The sequence below is a fragment of the Azospirillum sp. UENF 112521 genome, from assembly GCF_058780665.1.
In genome coordinates, this window is record NZ_JBSNCI010000004.1 from 191,785 (window position 1) to 212,967 (window position 21,183).

General features: G+C 69.9%; 17 protein-coding genes and 1 pseudogene. 4 read left to right on the plus strand and 14 right to left on the minus strand.

The annotated features are described in order from the left end of the window. Window positions 1–410: 410 nt before the first annotated feature. The 14 genes and pseudogenes from ACWPN8_RS21605 to ACWPN8_RS21670 form a co-directional block, all read right to left on the minus strand. Window positions 411–1,016: an ANTAR domain-containing response regulator gene (locus tag ACWPN8_RS21605; RefSeq protein WP_158285391.1), complete on the minus strand. Its 606-nt coding sequence runs from the start codon at window positions 1,014–1,016 to the stop codon at window positions 411–413. 22 nt (window positions 1,017–1,038) lie between these two features. Further along, on the minus strand, window positions 1,039–2,208 hold the full coding sequence (locus ACWPN8_RS21610; RefSeq protein WP_109452788.1) for a transporter substrate-binding domain-containing protein: 1,170 nt from the start codon (window positions 2,206–2,208) through the stop codon (window positions 1,039–1,041). Window positions 2,209–2,493: 285 nt separating this feature from the next. Further along, complete coding sequence (locus ACWPN8_RS21615; protein ID WP_492242227.1) at window positions 2,494–3,021, minus strand: histidine phosphatase family protein; 528 nt, start codon at window positions 3,019–3,021, stop codon at window positions 2,494–2,496. Further along, window positions 3,015–3,698 carry a phosphoglycolate phosphatase gene (gph, locus tag ACWPN8_RS21620; RefSeq protein WP_492242228.1) on the minus strand — a complete coding sequence of 228 codons (684 nt, stop codon included), beginning with the start codon at window positions 3,696–3,698 and terminating at the stop codon, window positions 3,015–3,017. Before gph ends, ACWPN8_RS21615 begins: the two co-directional genes overlap by 7 nt. A 12-nt stretch (window positions 3,699–3,710) precedes the next feature. Then, entirely contained in the window at window positions 3,711–4,832 is a 1,122-nt protein-coding gene (locus tag ACWPN8_RS21625; protein WP_492242229.1) for an ABC transporter ATP-binding protein, read from the minus strand. A 14-nt stretch (window positions 4,833–4,846) separates the two neighbouring features. Next, entirely contained in the window at window positions 4,847–6,559 is a 1,713-nt protein-coding gene (locus ACWPN8_RS21630) for an ABC transporter permease (protein ID WP_492242230.1), read from the minus strand. A gap of 87 nt (window positions 6,560–6,646) precedes the next feature. Beyond that, window positions 6,647–8,002 (minus strand): extracellular solute-binding protein, encoded by a 1,356-nt coding sequence (locus tag ACWPN8_RS21635; RefSeq protein WP_109446914.1) that lies wholly within the window; start codon window positions 8,000–8,002, stop codon window positions 6,647–6,649. A 164-nt stretch (window positions 8,003–8,166) separates the two neighbouring features. After that, window positions 8,167–9,435 (minus strand): sigma-54-dependent transcriptional regulator, encoded by a 1,269-nt coding sequence (locus tag ACWPN8_RS21640; protein WP_492242231.1) that lies wholly within the window; start codon window positions 9,433–9,435, stop codon window positions 8,167–8,169. 99 nt (window positions 9,436–9,534) lie between these two features. After that, window positions 9,535–12,051 (minus strand): ATP-binding protein, encoded by a 2,517-nt coding sequence (locus ACWPN8_RS21645; RefSeq protein ID WP_492242232.1) that lies wholly within the window; start codon window positions 12,049–12,051, stop codon window positions 9,535–9,537. After that, window positions 12,048–13,454 (minus strand): ABC transporter substrate-binding protein, encoded by a 1,407-nt coding sequence (locus ACWPN8_RS21650; protein ID WP_492242233.1) that lies wholly within the window; start codon window positions 13,452–13,454, stop codon window positions 12,048–12,050. Before ACWPN8_RS21650 ends, ACWPN8_RS21645 begins: the two co-directional genes overlap by 4 nt. A 91-nt stretch (window positions 13,455–13,545) precedes the next feature. Then, the gene (locus ACWPN8_RS21655) at window positions 13,546–14,046 is read right to left on the minus strand and encodes a thioesterase family protein (RefSeq protein ID WP_492242234.1); all 501 of its coding nucleotides are present in this window, start codon (window positions 14,044–14,046) and stop codon (window positions 13,546–13,548) included. After that, window positions 14,043–15,552 (minus strand): annotated as a pseudogene (locus ACWPN8_RS21660) (malonate--CoA ligase). Before ACWPN8_RS21660 ends, ACWPN8_RS21655 begins: the two are co-directional and overlap by 4 nt. A gap of 70 nt (window positions 15,553–15,622) precedes the next feature. Continuing rightward, entirely contained in the window at window positions 15,623–16,549 is a 927-nt protein-coding gene (locus ACWPN8_RS21665) for a LysR substrate-binding domain-containing protein (protein ID WP_492242235.1), read from the minus strand. A 122-nt stretch (window positions 16,550–16,671) separates the two neighbouring features. Beyond that, window positions 16,672–17,874 carry a CaiB/BaiF CoA transferase family protein gene (locus tag ACWPN8_RS21670; protein WP_492242236.1) on the minus strand — a complete coding sequence of 401 codons (1,203 nt, stop codon included), beginning with the start codon at window positions 17,872–17,874 and terminating at the stop codon, window positions 16,672–16,674. A gap of 447 nt (window positions 17,875–18,321) precedes the next feature. On the opposite strand from ACWPN8_RS21670, the gene ACWPN8_RS21675 reads away from it, so the two are divergent. From ACWPN8_RS21675 to ACWPN8_RS21690, 4 genes are read left to right on the plus strand one after another with little or no spacing between them, the layout of a single operon-like run. Further along, entirely contained in the window at window positions 18,322–19,491 is a 1,170-nt protein-coding gene (locus tag ACWPN8_RS21675) for a thiolase C-terminal domain-containing protein (RefSeq protein WP_492242237.1), read from the plus strand. A gap of 10 nt (window positions 19,492–19,501) precedes the next feature. Further along, window positions 19,502–19,918: a Zn-ribbon domain-containing OB-fold protein gene (locus ACWPN8_RS21680; RefSeq protein WP_492242238.1), complete on the plus strand. Its 417-nt coding sequence runs from the start codon at window positions 19,502–19,504 to the stop codon at window positions 19,916–19,918. Beyond that, window positions 19,915–20,376 carry a MaoC family dehydratase gene (locus tag ACWPN8_RS21685; RefSeq protein WP_492242239.1) on the plus strand — a complete coding sequence of 154 codons (462 nt, stop codon included), beginning with the start codon at window positions 19,915–19,917 and terminating at the stop codon, window positions 20,374–20,376. Before ACWPN8_RS21680 ends, ACWPN8_RS21685 begins: the two co-directional genes overlap by 4 nt. A gap of 2 nt (window positions 20,377–20,378) precedes the next feature. After that, window positions 20,379–21,131, plus strand: a complete 753-nt coding sequence (locus ACWPN8_RS21690) for an SDR family oxidoreductase (protein WP_492242240.1) — start codon at window positions 20,379–20,381, stop codon at window positions 21,129–21,131. Window positions 21,132–21,183 lie beyond the last annotated feature (52 nt).

Below are 21,183 nucleotides of genomic sequence, written 5' to 3' on the forward strand. Positions count from 1 at the left end.
CGGCGGGGGTGTGCCTGGTGCGGTCTCAAGTCGTGTCAGCTGATTTTAAAATACTCAACGAATGGTGGCGTCGATCATGCAGTGTTGTTCTTGCCGACAGCCAATGAATGAGGCGCCGGGCAAAACAATCCGTTGCGCGACAAGCTGATCGCCGCGTCAATCCGCAAAGACTGAACAGTCGAACTTATCCCTGCACAAACCCATCCATCGGCGTCCCTCGCATCTGTGGTGCCGGAGTGAGCGTCGGTACGTCAGGTTCAAGCACAAAAAAAGCCCCGGCAAGGCTGTGACACCTTCAGGGGCTTCATCGCCTGCCCGTCGATCCGACATCATTGGCGGACGCGGGCGATTTGCTTCACTTGCTTAGTAAGATGCACAGTGCGCTGCCTCACCGTCAACATCAAAAATGGTCAGCGGCTCGGATTTTCTGCCATGAGCATTTCGCTGGCGTCGATGATGGCGGCGGCGACCGCCTCGATGGTCGTCCGCCGGGCCATGGCGCGCTCGCGGATGAAGCGATAGGCCTCCTCCTCGGTGATGCGGCGCTGCTCGATCAGGATCGCCTTGGCCTTGCTGACCTTCTTGATGCCGTCCAGCCGCTGCTCGACCTTGTGCAGGCGCTTGCGCATGCCGCGCTCGCCCTCCGCGGCACGGTGGGCCATGAACATGGTGGTCAGCAGGCCGAAGGCGCGGATCGGCTTGCTGACGAAGCCGCGCACTCCGTAATCGACCAGAGCCTTCAGCACGGTCGGGCTTTCGTAATCCAGCACGGCGACGATGGGCGGCCCGTCGTCGGCGCTGGACCAGGACAGCCGTCCCTGCCCCGACAGCAGTTGGGTCATGTCGAGGAAGATCAGGTCGACGCCGCTGGGGCGGTCCTTGGGCGGCGGCCATTCGGACCGGGCTTGGCAGCCGATGCGGTGGAGCTGGCGCAGCAGCTCCTCCGCCTCGGCGTCCTGCGGGTGGATGACCACCACGCGAAAGGAACGGATGTCGCGGAGCAGGTTGATCGACATGCGGCGTTCGCCCCGTTTGCGGTCAGACCGTGGCCTGCCGCCGCCAGCGGATGTCCGCATCGCCGGCAGCGTTGTGATCCACCAGATATGGATCGGGCTTCATCGCCACCGGCGACTCCGCGACGATCTCGAACCGGCCATCCGCATCGACCCGGCCGACGCGCGGCCACAGGTAGGTGTGGTTGTTGTCGGGATCGATCCGCACCCGCCCCTGCGGCGCATCGAATTCCTGCCCGAAGATGGCGTCGCGCAGCCGGTCGGTGTCCATGCAGTTGGCGATGCGCAGGGCCTGGGCGAACAGATGGACCTGGAAATAGGCGGCCTCGCACGACGCGTTGGTCCGCTCATGCTCCCCGAACCGCTCGCGGTAGCGGGCGACGAAGCGGCGGTTGGCCTCGCTGTCGATGGAATCGAAATAGGGAGCGGCGGTGACATGCCCGCGCGAGGCGGCGACGCCGATGTCGCTGATTTCCGCCTCGCTGGTGGTCAGGCTGGCAATCGGCATCCGCGCCGGGTCGAACCCGGCCTCGGCATAGGCGTGGTAGAGATGGGCGGTGGCGGCGCCGACCACCGTGGAGAAGATGAAGTCCGGCTCCTTGCGCCGGATGTCGCGGATGACCGGGGCGAATGCCTTCTGCGTCGCATTCAGCGGCAGATATTTCTCCGCCAGGATCTTGCCCGACCGCTGGAGCACCAGATCCCGCATGATCCGGCTGGATTCATAGGGATAGATGTAGTCCGATCCCACCATGTAGACACGGCTGCCATACTCCCGCGTCAGATAGTCGGCCAGCTGCCGACCATTCTGGTTGGGGGCGGCGCCGGTGTAGATGACATTGCGCGAGCACTCGAACCCCTCATAGAGGGTCGAATAGAGCAGCAGCCCGTTGCGCCGCTCCACCACCGGCAGGATCGCCTTGCGCGTGCTCGACATGTAGCAGCCGAACAGGACGCCGACCCGCTCCTCGGTCATCAGCCGCTCGGCGAGTGCCGCGAACAGCGCCGGGTCGGACCGCGGATCCTCGACGATGGGCAGGATCTCCCGGCCGTTGACCCCGCCGCCGGCATTGATCTCCTCGATCGCCATCAGCGTGCCCTGGAGCTGGGTGCGTTCGATTCCCGCCGTGACCCCGGTCTGCGAGAACAGCACGCCGACCCGCCATGGTTCACCGCTCTTGGGGGTACACTCCATCTGCATCCACCTCTTCGTCGAACTCGCAGCCGTAATCCACACCCAGGCCAACCGGCAGCTGTCCGGTTGAAAATAAAACAAAAAAAGCCCCAATCAGGGCGGTCGGCCCGGATTGGAGCGCCATTGCTCCGGCCCGCTCCATCACGTCGGGACCCGCTGAAACCCAGCTGCGGCCCCCTGGCGTGACGTCGGACAGATATGTGCGTCCATACTATGACAAGGACGGATTGCTTGGCGACTCCTGTTTTGCCCGGCATCCGCTCGCAGGGCCGCTCACACGGTCGCTCACAGGGCCGCCACCCCCTCCCGCGTCAGGGTGACGGGCGATGCGTTGGGCGGCCACAGCAGGTCGGACTCGACCCCCATCCAGCGGCAGAGCACCGGCCAGGTGCCGGCATGGGCGACGACCAGCAGCGGGCCGCCGTCGCCGGGCACCGGCAGCCCGTCGAGCGCCTCGGTGACGCGGGCGCGGAAGCCGGTCAGGCTTTCGCCGTTCGGAACCTCCTCCCGCAGCAGGTCGGCCGGGATGGCGCCGCCTTCGAGATCGCCCCAGCGCCGCTCCTCCAGCCCAGCCACGGGAATCACCGGAACGCCCAGCGCCTCCGCCAGGATGCCCGCCGTCTCCAGCGCCCGGCGCTGCGGGCTGCTGTGGACCGCAGCCACCGACTGTCCTCCGGCGCGCAGGCTCGCGGCGGCCTCCTGCGCCTGCGCCCGGCCCCGCTCGGTCAGCGCCACGTCCTTGGAGCCGGCGAGCCAGCCGCCGAGATTGCTCTCCGTCTCGCCGTGCCGGCAGAAGATCACCGACCTCAGCATGACAGCCGCTCCGCCAGATCGGCGAAGCCGCCGAGGATGCCGTCATGCGGCAGGCCGTCGAGCGGGACGCGGGCGTAGCCGTAGGGCACCACCAGCACCCGCGCCACCCCAGCGGCGCGGGCGGCTGCCACGTCATGCTCGTTGTCGCCGACGAAGACGGTCTCCGCCGGTGTGACCTCCAGCCGCTCCAGCAGCCCCAGCACCGGCTCCGGCGACGGCTTGCGGGTCGGGTAGCTGTCGCCGCCGACCACCGCGGCGAAGCGGCCGGCGATGCCCAGATCGTCGAGCAGCCGCAGGGTCGCCGCCATCGGCTTGTTGGTGCAGACGCCGAGCCGCAGCCCGGCCTCCGCCAGCCGGCCCAGCGTTTCGGCGACGCCGGGGTAGAGCGTGCTGTGGGCGCTGGGGTCGGCCTCGTAGATCGCCAGGAAGCGCTTGACGCAGCGGGCGGTCTCGTCCGCAGCCGGAACCCCGCCGGTGGCGGCCAGCACGCGCTCGACCAGCTTGGGCGCTCCGTCGCCGACGAAGGAGCGCACCGCCGCCAGATCGACCGGCGGGCGCCCCAGCTCGGCCAGCAGGGCGTTGGAGGCATGCATCAGGTCGGCCACGCTGTCCACCAGCGTGCCGTCGAGGTCGAAGGCGACGGCGCGGATGGTGGGGCGGTTCACGGTATCGGTCACGGTTGCGGCACCTTACTGGCGGAGGAAGCGGGCCTTGTCGGCCGCGAGGTCGAGGATGATCGGGGCATCCGGGGGGAGCAGAGCATCGCCCGCCTGATGCGGCGCGTCCACCTGAACCAGCTGCCCGCCGACATCCACCGCATAGCGGATCGACGCGCCGAGGAATTCGCGGTGGCGGACGGTGCCGGTCAGCCGGGCATGTCCGGGCGCCGGCGGCTGGCCATCGGCGCGGATGGCGAGGTTCTGCGGCCGGAACATCAGCTTGCCCCCGGCCCCAGTCTCAACGCCCGCCGCCGGCAGCGCCACCGGGGTGAAGCCGGTGCCGACGAAGGCGCGGCCCCCGGCCCCGTCGTCCCGCACCGCGCCGTCCAGCACATTGGCGGTGCCGAGGAAGCCGGCGACGAACAGGTTGGCCGGATGGTCGTAGAGATCCTGCGGGGTGCCGACCTGCTGCACCCGCCCGTCCTCCATCACCGCGATGCGGTCGCAGATCGTGTTGGCCTCCTCCTGATCGTGGGTGACGAAGATGGTGGTCAGGCCGAGCTTGCGTTGCAGGCTCAGCAGCTCCTGGCGCATCTGCACGCGCAGCTTGGCGTCGAGGTTCGACAAAGGCTCGTCGAGCAGCAGGATCTTCGGCTCGATCACCACGGTGCGCGCCAGTGCCACGCGCTGCTGCTGGCCGCCCGACAACTGCGAGGGGCGGCGGTCGGCCAGATGCTTCAGCCCGACCAGCTCCAGCGCGGCGTCCACCCGCCGCTCGATCTCGGCGCGGGGGACACGGCGCTCCTCCAGCCCGAAGGCGACGTTGCGGCGGACGGTCATGTGCGGCCAGAGCGCGTAGCTCTGGAACACCATGCCGACGTCGCGCCGGTGCGGCGGCAGGCCGGAGATGTCGCGTCCGCCGATGCGGACCTCGCCGCGCTGGGCGGTGTTGAAGCCGGCGATCAGCCGCAAGAGCGTGGTCTTGCCGCAGCCGGACGGGCCGAGAAAGGCGAAGAACTCGCCCGGCTTGATGGCGAGGTTCACGTCCTTCAGCACATGGTTGCTGCCGTAGGACAGGTTGACGCCCTCGATGTCGACGCCGACGCTCTCGATCTGGGCGGCGAGCGCAGCCGGGGAAAACTGGTGGTTCATGACGATGGTTTCCCTCAGTGGTCCTGGCCGCGGTCGCGGCGGCCGCGCTCGATGACGACGTGCGACAGATAGGTGCCGAGCCCGACGATGATGACGGCGAAGATGCCGAGCGCCGCCCCCGGACCGCGGCCGGCCGCCGACTGCATGTAGACGTAGAGGCCGTAGGCCAGCGGCGCGTCGCTCTGCGAATGCACCAGCATGATGGTCGCCGACAGCTCGACCGCCGCGGTGGCGAAGCTGGTGACGAAGCCGGCCAGGATGCCGCCGGACATCAGCGGCACGACGATGCGCCCGACCGTCCGCAGCTTGGTGGCGCCGAGATTCTCGGCCGCCTCCTCCAGCGAGGAGCTGACCTGCTGCAAGGCGGCGGTGCAGGCGCGCAGCGCGTAGGGCAGGCGGCGGATCGCCAGCGCGAAGACCAGGATCAGCCAGAAGTTGGACAGCGGCTGGCCGGTGAAGGGCATCGGCAGGCCGTAGAAGCTGCGCAGATAGCCGATGCCCAGCACGACGCCCGGCACTGCCAGCGCCGCCATCGCGATGTAGTCCAGCCATTGTCGGCCCGGCAGCTTGGTGCGCAGGACCAGATAGGCAATGGCCGTGCCGATCACCACGTCGAGCAGTGCCGCCAGCGAGGCGTAGAGCAGCGTGTTGGTGATGTACTGCCCGCTCTCGGAAAAGACGGTGTGGTAGTGCTTCAGGGTGAAGGCGTCGGGCAGCGGACTGAAGGACCAGATGGTGGCGAAGGACAACAGGCCGAGCCCGACATGCGGCGCCAGCACCAGCACCAGGATCAGCAGCACGATGCCGTAGGCCGCCACCATCTCCAGCGGCTTCAGGCGCCGCTTGGCAAGACCGCCGCCGCCACGCTGCACGGTGGCGTAGTCCTTGCCGCGCATCGCCAGCGCCGACACCCACAAGGCCAGCAGCGAGCAGGCGATCAGCACGACCGAGATGACGTAGCCCATCGGATCGGCGATGCCGATGGAGGAGATGCGCAGGTAGGCCTGCGGCGCCAGCATGTCGTTGACGTTCAGCAGGAGCGGCGTGCCGAGATCGTCGAACACCTTGATGAAGACCAGCGAGGCGCCGGCGACGTAGCCCGGCATCGCAAGCGGGAAGACGATACGGCGGAACAGGCGGAAGCCGTGGCAGCCGAGATTCTGCGCCGATTCCTCCATCGCCCGGTCGATGTTCTTCAGGCTGGCCGACAGGTTGATCAGGATGAAGGGGAAATAATGGATGCTCTGGACGAAGATGACGCCGTTCAGCCCCTCCATGAAGGGGATCGAGAAGCCGAAATGGTCGCGCAGCAGCAGGTTGACCGAGCCGTTGCGCCCGAACAGCAGCTGCATCGCCACCGCGCCGATGAAGGGCGGCATGATCAGCGGGATGATGCCCAGGCTCTGGATCAGCACCGAGCCGCGGAACTCGAAGCGCGTGGTCAGGTAAGCCAGCGGCAGCGCCAGCAGGCTCGCCACCACCACCGACATCGCAGAGACGTAGAAGGAGTTCCCGAACGACCGCATGAACAGGTCGTTCTGGAAGAAGTCGGCGAAGTTCACCAGGGTGAAGGCCCCGGTCGTCTTGTCCTGGAAGGCGACGAAGATGACCTGGACGACCGGAACGACCAGGAACAGCAGCAGGAATGCGGCGATCAGCAGCGCGGCCAGCGCCGGCCCCGGCCGCACGCGCGCGATGCGGTCGCGCGTGAGCGCAAGTGACGTCATGGAAAGGCCTGTCGGCTGAGGAGAAAGGAGGGGACGCTCTTGGAGCGCCCCCCTAGGCTGGACGCAACCAGCGTCAGCGCATCAGGCTCAACGCGCCAGGGCAGCCGCCTCGTCGGCCTTCTTGCGGGCGTTGGCGTAGTTCTCCTTGGCGAAGGCGGCCCACTTCTGCTCGACCTGCGCTTGGCGCTCCGGCACAGCGTCCTTGGCCGACTTGCGTTCCACCGTGAAGGCGCCGGCCAGTTGCGGATCGGCGGCCTGCTCCGCCGTCACCGGCATGGCGGCGACGAGGTCGCGCGCCTCGCCCAGCAGGGCCTTGGCCTTGTCGTTCGGCTTCTTGGCGAGCGCCGCCTCGGCCTTGTGGATCGCCTGGGTCGCCGCCTTGAGGTCGTCGAGCTGGAAGGTGACGAGCTGGTCGAACAGCGCGTCCACCACGTTGTAGCGGGCCTGCGAGACGTTGACGTCGAAGTTCACCTGCGAGCCCAGCGACTTGTCCTTGAACGGGTTGGGATAGCCGGCGGGGGCCTTCTCGTAGGTGACCGGGTTGACCGGCAGGCGGCGGATCGCCGGTTCCAGCAGAACCTCCTGCCCCTTGGGCGACAGCAGGAAGTCGACGAAGCCTTCGGCGGCGGCCTTGTTGGGGGCGTTCTTCACGACGCCGACATTGGCCGGGACGATGGTGGTGACGGTCGGATAGACGAACTCCACCGGGAAGCCCGAGGCCTGCGACGACAACGCGAAGAAGTCGATGACGATGCCGACGCCGAAGGCGCCGGAATTCACCCCGTCCGGCACGCCGAAGCTGCGCTCGGTGATGGTGCGGTAGTTGCCGGCCATCTCCTTGTTGGTGCGCCAGCCCTTTTCCCAGCCCTCGCCCTGGAGGATCGTCTCGATGGTCAGGTGCGTCGTGCCGGAGCGCGACGGGGCGGAGATCGCGACATGGTCGTAATAGGCGGGCTTGGTCAGGTCGGCCCATTCCTTGGGGATCGGCAGATCGTTGGCCTTCATGTAGCGGCTGTTCCACATGATGCCGTAGCCGGACGCGGCGAAGCCGGCATACATGCCCTCGGGATCGTTGACCGGATAGGCGCCGACCTTCTCGGGGATCCCTTCCACCTTGGGCTTGTAGGGCTGGAGCAGCCCGGCGCCCTTCAGCACCTCGAAGGCGTCGGGGGCCGACGCCCAGAACAGGTCGACGCCGTTGTTGGACGCGGTTTCCTGCAGATACTTCACGCCCGCGTTGGTGTTGCGGTTCAGGATCTCGACCGTGACCTTGGGGTTGGCCTTCTGGTAGGCCTGTTGGAAGGCGGTCGTCATGTCCTTGGGGAAAGAGGTGACGATGACGAGCTTGCCGCTGGCATCCTGCGCGAAGGCGGCGGTGCCGGACAGCAGCAGGACGCCCAGGGCGGCGGCGGCGTTGCGCAGGTTGCGCGAGGTGCGAAGCATGGGTGTTGTCCCTCCCTTGATGTCTTATGCTCGCCCATTCAGCAATCGGCATGCCAGACGGTCAGCCCTTGCACGCTCTGGCTTCGCACATCATCGATGGGTCAGGACGGGAACATCGGCGGAGGCGACTGGGTAATGCGGGGAACATTCCAGCCCCTGCTTTTTCACTCCTCCGCGAAATCGTCCCGGCTCAGCCCGTGGTGGCGCATCTTCAGGTACAGCGTCTTGCGGGTGATCCCCAGCCGTTCCGCCGTCTCGCCGACCCGGCCGCCGCAACGGGCCAGCGCATCCTCGATCAGCTGCTTCTCGACGCGGTCAAGCTGGTCGGCCAGCGGCTCGATCTCCGCCGATTCCGTCATGCCGGCAGATGCGGCGGAAGCGCCGACCGTGGCCAGCCCGTCGCCCAGCCCGAGCGCCACCCGCTCGGCGACATTGCGCAGCTCGCGGACATTGCCGGGCCAGCCATGGGCGGCGAGGCGCGCCAGCAGGACAGGATCGAGCGGCGGCGGCGTCCGGCGCGACCGCGCCAGGGCCGCGTCGAGGAAATGGCGGAACAGCAGCGCCACGTCGCCGCGCCGTTCGCGCAAGGGCGGCAGCGGCACTGTGACGACGTTCAGGCGGTAATAGAGATCCTCGCGGAACTTCCCCTCCGCCGCCAGCCGCAGCAGATCCACCTTGGTCGCCGCCACCACCCGCAGGTCCAGCTGGATCGTCCGGTTGCCGCCGATCCGCTCGATGGCCCGCTCCTGCAACACGCGCAGCAGCTTGACCTGGAGATGCATCGGCATGCTCTCGATCTCGTCGAGGAACAGGGTGCCGCCCGCCGCATATTCCAGCTTGCCGATGCGCCGCCCCTGCGCCCCGGTGAAGGCGCCCGGCTCATGCCCGAACAGCTCGCTCTCGATGATGGTGTCGGGCATGGCGCCGCAGTTCAGCGCCACGAAATTGCCGGCGCGCCGCCGGCCGCCCTCGTGCAGGCTGCGGGCGACCAGCTCCTTCCCCGTCCCGGTCTCGCCGAACAGCAGGACATCGACCTCGGCGTCGGCGAGGTTCGCCACGGCGGCCCGCAGATGCTCGATGGCCGGGGACCGGCCGATGATCCGCCCCTCCGGCCCGCCCTCCGCCAGCTGCGCCCGCAGGCGGCGGTTCTCCAGCACCAGCCCGCGATGGGCGAGCGCGCGCCGCACCACCTCGACCAGATGGTCGGGCTCGGCCGGCTTCTCGATGAAGTCGTAGGCGCCCTCGCGGACCGCGCGCATCGCCATGGCGATGTCGCCATGGCCGGTGACCAGCACCACCGGCACCTCGGCATCCGCCGCGCGCACCCGCTCCAGCAGGGCGAAGCCGTCCATCCCCGGCATGCGCACGTCGGTCACCACCACGCCGGGCCAGGAGGCGCCGAGCCGGGCCAGCCCGGCCTCCGGCTCCGTCACCGCTTCGACGGCGAAGCCCTCCAGCTCCAGCGTTCTGGCGGCTGGAATCGAGCACTTCCGGGTCGTCGTCGATCAGCAGGACGGTCATGGGCAAGACTTTCACGCACGGGTCAGGGTGAGGACGAAGGCGGTTCCATCGGGGCCGCTCTCGGCCACCGACAGCACGCCGCCGAAGTCGCGGACGATGTTGTAGGAGATCGACAGGCCGAGACCCAGCCCCGTCCCCACCGGCTTGGTGGTGAAGAAGGGATCGAAGATCTGGGCGACCGGATCGGCGGCGATGCCGGAGCCGCTGTCCCGCACCTCGATGCGGACGGCGCCGCCCTCCTCGCCCCCGCTCTCCTCCCCCTCCTCCACGACCTCTGCGCGGATCAGGATGCGGCGCACCGGCGCGCCGGCCACGGCGTCCAGCGCGTTGCTCAGCAGATTGACCAGCACCTGCTCCAGCCGCACCTCCTCGGCGCGGACCCGCAAGGGCGTGCCGGAGGCGGGGTCGGCGTCCGGCAGCGCCAGCTCGACCGCGACCGCCTCCTCGCGCAGGCGGTTGCCGAACAGCGACAGGGCACCCTGGATCACCGGCGCCAACTCCACGGCCCCCAGCCGGCTGTCGGGACGGCGGGCGAAGCGCTTCAGGTGGTTGGTGATGTTCGCCATGCGGGCCGTCAGGTCGGCGATCTTGCCGAGATTGCCCTCGGCCTCCTCAACCCGGCCCAGCCCGATCAGCTTGCGGCCGTTGTGGGCGTAGGACCGGATGGCGGCGAGCGGCTGGTTCAGCTCGTGCCCGACCCCGGCGGCAAGCTGGCCGAGCGCCGCCAGCTTGCCGGCCTGCACCAGCTCCGCCTGCGCCTCGCGCAGCTCGCGTTCGGTGCGCTGGTGTTCGGCGATGGCGCGCTCCAGCCGGTCGTTGGTGGCGCGCAGGTCGGTGGTGCGCTCCTGCACCGTGCGCTCCAGCACATGCTGGGCCTCCAGCCGCTCGGTCATGTCGGTGAGCGTGACGATGAAGCGCTGCCGCTGGCGCCGCCAGAAGGGACGGACGCCGACCTGCACCGGAACCGCCCCGCCGTCCGGACGGCGCCCGGTCGCCAGGATCGACAGGGTGGGCGCCGGACCGCCTGCACCGTCGGGTGCTTGAGCGAACGGCGCCCGGGCGAAGAAGGCCGCAAGGCGGGCGGCGGCCTCCGCATCCAGCCGGTCGGCAAGGCGCCCGGCCTCCCCCTCCCCGGCCCGGACGCCGGGCGGCGGCGCGATCAGCGCTGCGGCGAGCGGGTTGACGAACTCGATCACGCCCTGCGCGTCGGTGATCGCCAGCCCGGCCTGGGCATTGTCGATGATCGCCTGGGCGTTCGCCTCCTCCACCGCGATGGCGGTGTCGCGGAAGACCAGCAGCGCCGCCGCCATGTCCGACAGCTCGTCGCCGCCGCCGAGCGGAATGTCGGCCTTGAGGTCGCCGGCGGCGATGGCGCGGGCGGCATCGCCCAGCCGGGTCAGGCGGGAGATCAGGTTGCGGTTGACGTAGAGCCAGGCCACCAGCACCGCCACCAGCAGGCTGACCAGCGCACTCGCCAGCAGGGCGGAGCGGCCGAACGCCACCGCCCCGGCGGAGCGGGCGGCGGCGGCGCGGGAATCCTGCTCCACCGCCTGGACCTGCCGGGCGATCAGCCCGTTCAGCCGGGCGACGATGTCGCGGTTCTCCGCCAGCAGGGCCTGTCCGCGCGCCGCCGTCTCCAGCTCCTCCCGGCGCAGCGCCGGCACGCTGCCGTCGGCCCCACGCGCGAGGTCGAGAAGCTGGCCCACCAGTTGCCGCAGCGAGACGCCGTCCGCCCAGCCGGCCAGCGCCGTCAGGTCGCGTTGCAGCCGGTCGGCGGTCTCGTCCAGGAAGCCGGCATTGTCGTCGAGCAGCTCCGCCGTGGCGAGCGTCGCCGCCCGCGCGACCAGCCCGACCGCGAGGTTTCCGTTGGCGCCGATCTGCAACAGCGCCTCGCTGCGCCGGTTCTCCTCGCGCAGGATGCGGACGGCATCGGCCGACGGCTTCCCGCTCTCCACCGTGGTGAGCGCGCTCTGGATGTTGAAGCGGGCGTCGGCGACCAGCGGATCGATCTCGTCGAGGAAATCGGCATGCAGCCAGCGCAGCCGCTCGATGGCCTCCTGGTTCCGGCGGCCGAGCGCCAGCCGCTGGCGCACCGTGCCGTCCAGCGCCGCCAGATTGCGGCCCAGCGAATCCACCACCGGGCGCAGGCCGGGAACGCCGCCCTCGATGGCGTCGGTCAGCGCCCTCAGGGTGGTCAGGCGGCGGCCGAGCGTGTCGCGGATCGCGTCCATCTCGTCCTCGGTCCGGCTGCCGGCCAGGATGGGGGCGGTGGCGATGATGGCGCCGCCCTCCTCCGCCAGCTTGGCCGCCACGCCCAGGGCCGGCAGATGGCTTTCGGCGAACTCGTCCAGCGTGCCGCCCAGCCGGTCGTAGGACAGCCAGCCGAGCGCGCAGGCCACCACCGACAGGGTGGCCACCGCGACGAAAGCGAGGAACAGCCGGACCCGGATGCCGAAGCGCAGCCTGCCCGCACCGTTGCCCGGCCGGCCGGACAAGCCACCGGACGAGGGCGTCGCCACGGCACTCACGGCCAGACCCCTTCGCCAGCCGCCGCGCGCAGGATCACCAGCGCGCGTTCCGCCGCCGACAGCGCCGTTTCCAACTGATTCTGCGAGAAGGCGCGCCACTCCTCCTCCAGATCGCCCTGCCGGGCGGACACCGGCATGCCGCGCGCCGGCCGGCGCAGGGCGGTGGAGAAGGCCGGGTCGATGGCCTGGGCGGCATCGACCGGGATCGTCGTCGCCGCCTCGCGGGCGGTGCGCAACAGGTCGCGCGCGGTCGGATCGGGGGTTGCCGCAAGACGGCTCTCGCCCTGATGGATCAGGTGCCAGACCCGGTTGAGCGTCTTCACGCGGAAGGTGATCAGCTCGTCGAACAGCAGGTTGACCAGCTCATAGCGGCGGCCGGACAAGGCGCGGTCGAAGAGGAACAGGTCGTCGCCGGTCTCCCGCGCATACGGGGCCGGATAGCCGGCGGGGGCGGCGGCATAGGCATCGGGCCGCACCGGCAGCCGCCCGATGTCGGGACGCAGCATCAGGGCCTGCCCGGCCGGCGACAGCAGGAAGTCGATGAACAGGTTCGCCCCCGCCGGATTGGGGGCGGTGCGCAGGACCGCCACGCTGGCCGGCAGGAACACGCCGTCGGCCGGATAGGCAAAGCGCAGAGTGCCCAACTCCCCGCTCTCGCGCGGCCCGGACTCCTGCCTTGTCCCCTGCCCGAGGAAATCGATGGCGAGCCCGATGCCGAAGCGCCCCTTGCCGACGCCTTCCACCACGCCATAGCTGCGCGCCGTCACCGTCGCCAGATTGCCGGCGATCTCCAGCCAGGTCGCCCAGCCGCGCTCCCAGCCATGCAGTTGCAGCACCGTCTCCACCATCAGATGCATGGTGCCGGAGCGCGACGGCGAGGTGATGCCGAGATGCCGGGCATAGCCGGGCCGGCGCAGATCCTCCCAGCGGCACGGGGCGGCGAGGCCATGCCGGTCCAGATAGGACTGGTCCCAGATCAGCCCGTATCCCGACAGCGCGAAGCCGAGATAGAGGCCGTCGGGGTCGTCGATGGGCTGGTTGCCGACGGTCGCCGGGGCGCCGGTCGGACGCGGCGCCACCGGCGCCAGCAGCCTGGCGGCCTTCAGCACCTCGAAGGCGTCGGGGGCCGATGCCCAGAAGACGTCGACGTCCTTCGCCACGCGATCCTGCAACTGGGTGATCGCCGCGGTGGTCTTGGTGTTGATCACATGCAGGCGCCGGTCGGGATAGGCCTGCTCGAACGCGTCGCGCACCGGCTCGTAGAAGGCGGCGGGAAAGGAGGTCAGGACGGTGATCGCCTCCGCCCCGCCCGGCATCTCCTGTCCGGAAGCCCCGGCACCCGGCAGCAGCAGGACCACGCCCGCCAGCGTCCGCACCACCCAAACGCCAAGACGACCGACCATGCTTGTGTCCACCGACAACGACTTCCCGATGTGGGACAGCTTGCATGCGGCAGTATTGTTTTGATAGCCAGCAAAATTCCTGCCGCCGGCCTCACCCCCGGCAGGTCAGCCGGCGCCGGTGACCGGCCGGCAGCGGCAGCGCGCCATGGACGGCCGCCAGATCGCGCAAGCGCTCCGCCACCGGCGGATCGAACGGGACGACCCGCCGCGTCGTCAGGTCGGCGTGGACGGACAGCTGCTCCATCGTCGCGGCCAGCGTGCCGTCGTCGCCGCGGCGCAGCTCCATCAGGCTGACCAGACGCTTGGTGTCGGCCTCCAGCAGCCGCAGCGCCAGCGTCAGCGGCGTGCCGGCGGTCAGCTCCCGCTTGTAGCTGACGGCGACGTCGACCACGAACAGCCCCTTCCGGGTCTCGCCGGTGTAGGTCTCCCCCAGCCCCCAGCGCTCTTGGAGCGCATAGCCGACCTCGTCGAACAGGGCGACATAGCGCGCCATGTTCATGTGGCCGTAGAGGTCGATCCATTCCTCCGCGACCCGCAAAGGCCCGGAGGTCAGGATTTCGGTGGGAAGAGGCGGCAGGACGGCGCCGCTCATCCGAACACCCCCGCGTGGGTATCGCGAAGCTGCGCCTTCTGCACCTTGCCCATGCTGTTGCGCGGCAGCTCGGCCACCACCACCACGCGCTTGGGCTGCTTGTAGCGGGCGAGCCGGTCCTTCAGGGCGGCGGCGACGGTGGCCTCGGTGACGGGTGCGGTGCCGTCCGCAACCACGACGGCGACGACGGCCTCGCCGAAATCGGGATGGGGGATGCCGATCACGGCGCTTTCCAGAACGCCGGGCAGCTCGTCGATCTCGCCCTCGACCTCCTTGGGATAGACGTTGAAGCCGCCGCTGATGATCAGGTCCTTGCCGCGCCCGACGATGTGGACATAGCCCCGGCCGTCGATGCGGCCGAGGTCGCCGGTGATGAAGAAGCCGTCCGGCCGGAACTCCGACGCCGTCTTCTCCGGCATGCGCCAGTAGCCCTTGAAGACGTTGGGACCGCGCACCTCGATGGCGCCGATGGCGTCGCCGGCAAGCGGCGCGCCGGTCGCCGGGTCGGCGATGCGCAGCTCGACGCCCGGCAGCGGGAAGCCGACGGTGCCGGCCACGCGGTCGCCGTCATACGGGTTGGAGGTCAGCATGCCGGTTCTCGGTCATGCCGTAGCGCTCCAGGATGCGGTGGCCGGTGCGCTCCTCCCAGGCGCGGTGGGTCTCGGCCAGCAGCGGGGCGGAGCCGGAGACGAACAGGCGGATCGACCGGCAGGCCTCGGGCGTCAGCCCCTCCTGGCCGAGCAGGCGGGTGTAGAAGGTCGGCACCCCCATCATCACCGTGGCGGCCGGCAGCCGGGCCAGCACGTCGGCCGGGTCGAAACGCGGCAGCAGGACCATCGAGGCGCCGGACAGCAGCACGAGGTTGCAGGCGACGAACAGCCCGTGGGTGTGGAAGATCGGCAGGGCGTGCAGCAGCACGTCGTCCGGCCCGAAGCGCCATTCGGTCTGGAGCACCCGCGCGTTGGACAGCAGGTTCTCCTGCGTCAGCATCGCCCCCTTCGACCGCCCGGTGGTGCCCGAGGTGTAGAGGATGGCGGCCAGATCGTCGGGCCCGCGCGCAACGGTGGCGAACTCGTCCGGCTGTCCGGCCGCCGTTTCGGTCAGGCTGCCCTGCCCGCGCGCGTCCAGCGTGCGCACCGCAACGGTCCCTGCCAGCGCCGTGGTGGCGTCGAGACGCGCCGGGTCGCAGACCACCAGGGCCGGCTCGGCGTCGCCGACGAAATAGCCCAGCTCCGCCGGGGTGTAGGCGGTGTTCAGCGGCAGATAGACCATCCCGGCCCGCAGGCAGGCGAGGTAGAGCACCAGCGCCTCGACCGACTTCTCGACCTGCACGGCGACGCGGTCGCCGGGGCGCACGCCGGCGGCGACCAGCGCGTTCGCCATGCGGCCGGTGGCGGCGCGCAGATCGCCATGGGTGAGACGCCCGCCGTCCGCGGTCTCGATGGCGAGGCGGGCCGGGTCGGTGGCCGGGTTCAGCAGTTGGTCGAACAGGGAGTGGTTGGGCATGGTCGGGTTCCGCGATGGCCGGGAGCCGGGCGGCGGCGCCCCGGATGGTGAAATTCAGGAGACCGGGCTGTCAGGAGATCGGTTCTGGCACCGATGGAGGGAAAACGTCGCGCAGCCATTGGCGGATCGCCGCGATCACCGGCGTGTTCCATTTCTGCGCCGGGGCGATCAGGTAATAGCCGCCGATGGTGACGTCGCTGCGCACCATCTCCACCAGCTCGCCGCTGGCGAGGGTGTCGATGACCAGCAGGTCGCTGACCAGCGCCACGCCACGCCCGAGCCGGGCGGCCTCGATGGTCAGATGGGCCTGCCACAGGCGCGGGCCGCGCAGCCGCGGCAGCTCGCCGACGCCTGCCTCCTCCAGCCACGCCTCCCACATGCCGGTGGACTGCTCGTGGATCAGCGGCAGACCGACCAGATCGGCGGGGGTCCGCACGTCGGGATAACGCGCCTTGAACTCCGGGCTGGCGATGGCGAGGATGCGCGGCTTTGCGAACATCTCGGCGCGCAGCCCCTCGGCAACGGCGGCGGCGCCATCCTCCAGATACATGATTTCGACATCGGCCTCGCCGCGGCTGAAGTCGGGACGGGCGGAGGTCGGTTGCAAAATCACCTCGCGCCCGTCCATCGCCGCTTCCAAATCCGGCAGCCGGCCGAGCAGGCGGCGCGAGGCCAGGCCGGCGAGGCAGCAGATGTGCACCGCCTCGATCCCGCCGTTGCGCAGCTCGTTGCTGGCGTCGGCGATCAGATCGAAGGCGCGGTGCATCTGGGCGGCGAAGCGGGTGCCCTCGCGGGTCAGGGACAGGCCGCGCCCCGACTTGGCCACCAGCTTGACGCCGACGGACTGCTCCAGGTTCTGGATGTGGCGGGACACCACTGTGTGCGACACCGCCAGCTCGTCGGCGGCGGCGCGCACGGTGCCCAGCCGGGCGAAGACGTCGAAGGCACGGAGTGCCAGGAGTGGAGGAAGGCGGCGCGCCATGCGGGGCTGGGTCATCGGGGCGATATGCGGCGGGGCGGTGTGCAACGGTGCGGATCCGATGCCATCATGAAGCATTTTCGCCAGCACCGCACGCGCCCCGTTTCCGCCCCCCTCCTTCGGCGTCCGCCCGTCCATCCTCACACCACCGCGGCGCTGCGCAACGCCTCGATTTCGGCGGCGGCGAAGCCCAACTCGGCCAGGATGGCGTCGGTGTGCTCGCCCAGCCGCGGCGCCGGGGCCTCGGCCGCCAGCGGAGCGCCCTGCATGTGGATCGGCACGGCGGCGAAGCGCTTGCCGGAGTTCGGCGGCACCTCCACCACCATGCCGCGGTGGACCACCTGCGGGTCGACCAGCGCGTCGGCCACGCTGTTGATCGGGCTGGACGGCACGTCCGCCGCCTCCAGCCGCTCCAGCCATTCGTCGCGGCTGCGGCCGGCGAAGACCGGAACGAGCAGCGGCTCAAGCTCGGCGTGATGGGCGTTGCGGAGGGAGCCGGTGAGGAAACGCGGGTCGGCGAGCAGATGTTGCAGCCCCATGGCGCCGACCAGCCGCTCCCACTGCTCGTTGGTGTCGACGCAGACGGCGATGGGCTTGTCGGCGGTGGGGAAGGACTGGAAGGGCGCGATCAGCGGATGGCGGCTGCCCAGCGCCCGCGGCACGTCGCCGGCATTCAGATAGCGGGCGATGGCGTTCTCCATCAGCGCCAGCTGGCAATCCAGCATCGCCACGTCGACGAAGCTGCCCTCCCCGGTGGCGGCCCGCTTCTGCAAGGCCGACAGGATGCCGATGGTGGCGAACAGGCTCGACCCGATGTCGCCGATGGAGGCGCCGACGCGGGCCGGCTGGCCGCCGGGCTCGCCGGTGATGCTCATCATGCCGGACATCGCCTGTGCCACCACGTCGAAGCAGGGCCGGTGGCGGTAGGGGCCATCCTGCCCGAAGCCGGAGATCGAGGCGTAAACCAGCTTCGGGTTAACCGGCTTCAGGTCGTCGTAGCCCAGCCCCAGCCGGTCCATCGTGCCGGCCCGGTTGTTCTCCACCAGCACGTCGCTGGTGGCGACGATGCGCCTGAAAATCTCCTTTCCCTTCTCCTCCTTCAAGTTGAGCGTAAGGCTCCGCTTGTTGCGGTTGACGCTCATGAAGTAAATGCTCTCGTCGTCGCTGAACGGGGCGATGACGCGGGTGAAATCGCCCTTGCCCGGACGCTCGATCTTGATGACGTCGGCGCCCAGCGCGCCGAGCAGCCAGGTGCTGTAGGGGCCGGCCAACATGTGGGTGAGATCGACAACGCGCACGCCGGCCAGCGGGCCGTCCCGGCGTTGGGTTTCCGTGTTGGTCATGAGCGGTCCTTCGGGGCTGCCGGGCACCGGTGGTCCGGGCCGGAGATGGCCGCGCCGCAAGGCGCCGACCGGAGTTTGGACGGGAAAGGCATGCCCAAAGGCTTGCGCCGCCGCGCTCCGAAAACAATCGCTTAGTTTGGCCCAATCCGGTGCAGCAAACGCACCGGACGGCCGCCGGTCATTGGTGCGCTCCATGCACCGGAGCGCACACTTTTTTCTGCTTGTGACACGGAGGGTGTCCGGTATTCTCGATCTTGCCGGCAGCGCACCGGCGGCGATCGAGTTCTATGATGGACGCCGGGACATCTTCGCGTTCCCCGTGCCGCCCCGTCGCCCTGTCTTCCAATACTTGTTCGACGAACCCCTCTTTGCACGCCGACGCCCCGCCGCCGGTGCCAGGGCTCCTGCAACCGTGAAAGCCTGCAACCATGAAAGGACGACCAGCGCGTGAAGCAGCTTTCGGGCAAGACCGCCATCGTCGGCGCCTATGAGTTCCCCCGCCGGGACGCGCCGCGGGTCCATCCCTTCGCCCTCCAGATGGAATGCATCCTGGGCGCGCTCGACGATGCCGGGCTGGCGCTGTCGGATGTGGACGGGCTTTGCGCGGCGTCCGGCGACTGGGCCGAGGGCGGCGGCACGATGGACGTCATCGAGCTGGCCGAATATATCGGCATCCAGCCGACCTATGTGAACAGCACCGACGTCGGCGGCTGCTCCTATATTTTGCAAGCCGGTCAGGCCGCCGCCGCCATCGCCACCGGGCTGGCCGAGGTCGTGGTCATCAGCTATGCCGCCTGTCCGCGCTGGTGGCCGCTCTCCACCCCGTCCTTCGACCCCTTCGTCTTCCCGGCCGGTCCGGGCCAGTACGAGATCCCCTATGCGCCGACGCTGATCTCGACCTACGGCCTGTTCGCCCGCCGCCATATGGACCTCTACGGCACGACGCCGGAACAGCTGGCCCAGGTCGCCGTCACCTTCCGCGGCCACGCCGCCGCCAATCCCCAGGCCCGGCTGCGCAAGCCGATCACGGTGGACGACGTGCTGGCCTCGCCGATGATCGCCTCGCCGCTGCACCGGCTGGACTGCTGCGTCGTCACCGACGGCGGCGGTGCCCTTGTGATGACCAGCCGCGAACGGGCGCGCGACCTGAAGCGCCGCCCGGTCTATCTCGCCGGCTATGGCGCCGCCGTCGCACGGACCCAGAACAGCCAGATCCCCGACGATCTCTCCACCCCCGCCGCCCTGTCCGGCCCGCGCGCCTTCGCCATGGCCGGGATGACCCCCGCCGACATCGATGTGGCGCAGATCTACGACGCCTTCACCATCACGCCGATGCTGGCGCTGGAGGATCTGGGCTTCTGCGGGCGCGGCGAGAGCGGCCCCTTCGTCGCGGCCGGCGCCCTGTCGGCCGATGGCGGCAGCCTGCCGACCAACACCGACGGTGGCGGGCTCTCCTCCAACCATCCGGGCAAGCGCGGCATCTTCACCCTGATCGAGAGCGTCCGCCAGCTGCGCGGCGACGCTCCGGGCATCCAGGTGCCGGACGCCAAGGTCGCGCTGGCCCACGGCTTGGGCGGCACCTTCTGCTCCGCCGCCACCGCCATCCTCGCCGTCTAAGGGGGCATCAATGACCGCCATGACGACCCTGCCGATCCTCGACGAGACCTCCGCCCCCTTCTGGGAAGCGGCGCGCGAGGGTCGCTTCCTGATCCAGCGCTGCCCGGAGACCGGGCTGTACCAGTGGTATCCCCGCGCCCACTCCATCCACGCGCCCCACGCCACCCCGGACTGGGTCGAGGCGAGCGGGCGCGGCGAGCTGCTGTCCTACTCGGTCGTCCATCGCGGCAACAGCCGCGGCGATCCCTACACCTGCGCCCTGGTCCGGCTGGAGGAGGGCGTCATCGTCTTCTCGCGGGTCGAGGGCATCGCCGAAGGGAGCTTGCGCACCGGCCTGCCGCTGGCCGTCGCCTTCCATCGCCTGGACGAGACCATCAGCCTGCCGATCTTCCGGCCCCCCGGCGACGCATCAGGGAGCGACGCATGACCGACCCCATCCACCTCGACGACATCGAACCGGGCGCCCGCGCGCTGTCCAGCCGCGTCACCGTGACCGAGGCGCACATCGTCTGGTTCGCCGGGCTGACCGGCGACTTCAACCCGCTGCACATGGACGCCGAGGCGGCAAAAGCGAACGGCTTCGGCCGCACCATCGCCCACGGCATGCTGACCCATTCGATGAGCACCGGATTGCGTTCCGCCATCGACGACTGGGCGATCCTGGCTTTTCTGGAGACCCGCCGCCGCTTCGTCGGCCCGGTCTTCGCCGGCGACACCATCCAGTACGAGGCCGAGGTGCTGGAGGTCCGCCCCAGCGCCTCGAAGCCCGACCGCGGCATCGTCCGCGTCGGCATCACCGTCCGCAACCAGACGGGCGACACGGTGCAGGAGGGCGAGGACGTCCTGTCCATCGCACGACAAGCCAAGGGGCGGGTGACGGAATGAGCATGCAGGATCGTCTGAAGGGCCGCACGGCCTTCGTGACCGGCGGCGGCGGCGGCATCGGCCGCGCGGTGTGCGAGCGGCTGGCGGCCGAGGGTGCTGCCGTCATCGTCGCCGACATCGGGCTGGACCCGGCGGAGCGGGTCGCCGCGGACTTGCGCGACGGCGGCGCCGACGCCTTCGCCGTGCAGCTCGACGTGGCCGACCGGGCGGGCTGGGAGGCGGCCGTCGCCGCCCTGCCCGAGCCGTTGCGCGCCGTCGACATCCTGGTCAACGTCGCCGGCATCGTCCGCGACCGCTCGCTGGTGAAGATGAGCGATGCGGAGTGGAGCGCCGTCCTCGACGTCAACCTGCGCGGCACGTGGCTCGGCTGCCAGACCGCCTTCAGGCTGGTCGGCGACCGCGGCTGGGGCCGCATCGTCAACATCGCCTCCACCGCCATGCTCGGCACCTTCGGGCAGGCCAACTACTCGGCGTCCAAGGCCGGCGTGGTCGGGCTGACGCGGACGGCGGCGCTGGAGGGCGCCCGGCGCGGCATCCTGGTCAACGCCGTCGCCCCCGGCGTGGTCGAGACCAGCATCGTCGAGGGCGTGCCCGACGCGATCCGCGCGCAATGGGTCGGCAAGACCCCCATCGGCCGGCTCGGCAAGCCGGAGGAGATCGCCGCCATCGTCGCCTTCCTGGCGTCGGACGATGCCTCCTACATCACCGGCCAGACCATCGTCGCCGACGGCGGCGCCACCACCGGCGACTACTGAGCACGAAAACCAACGAAGCCGAAAACGGCATCCACGCAACACCGAACAGGGA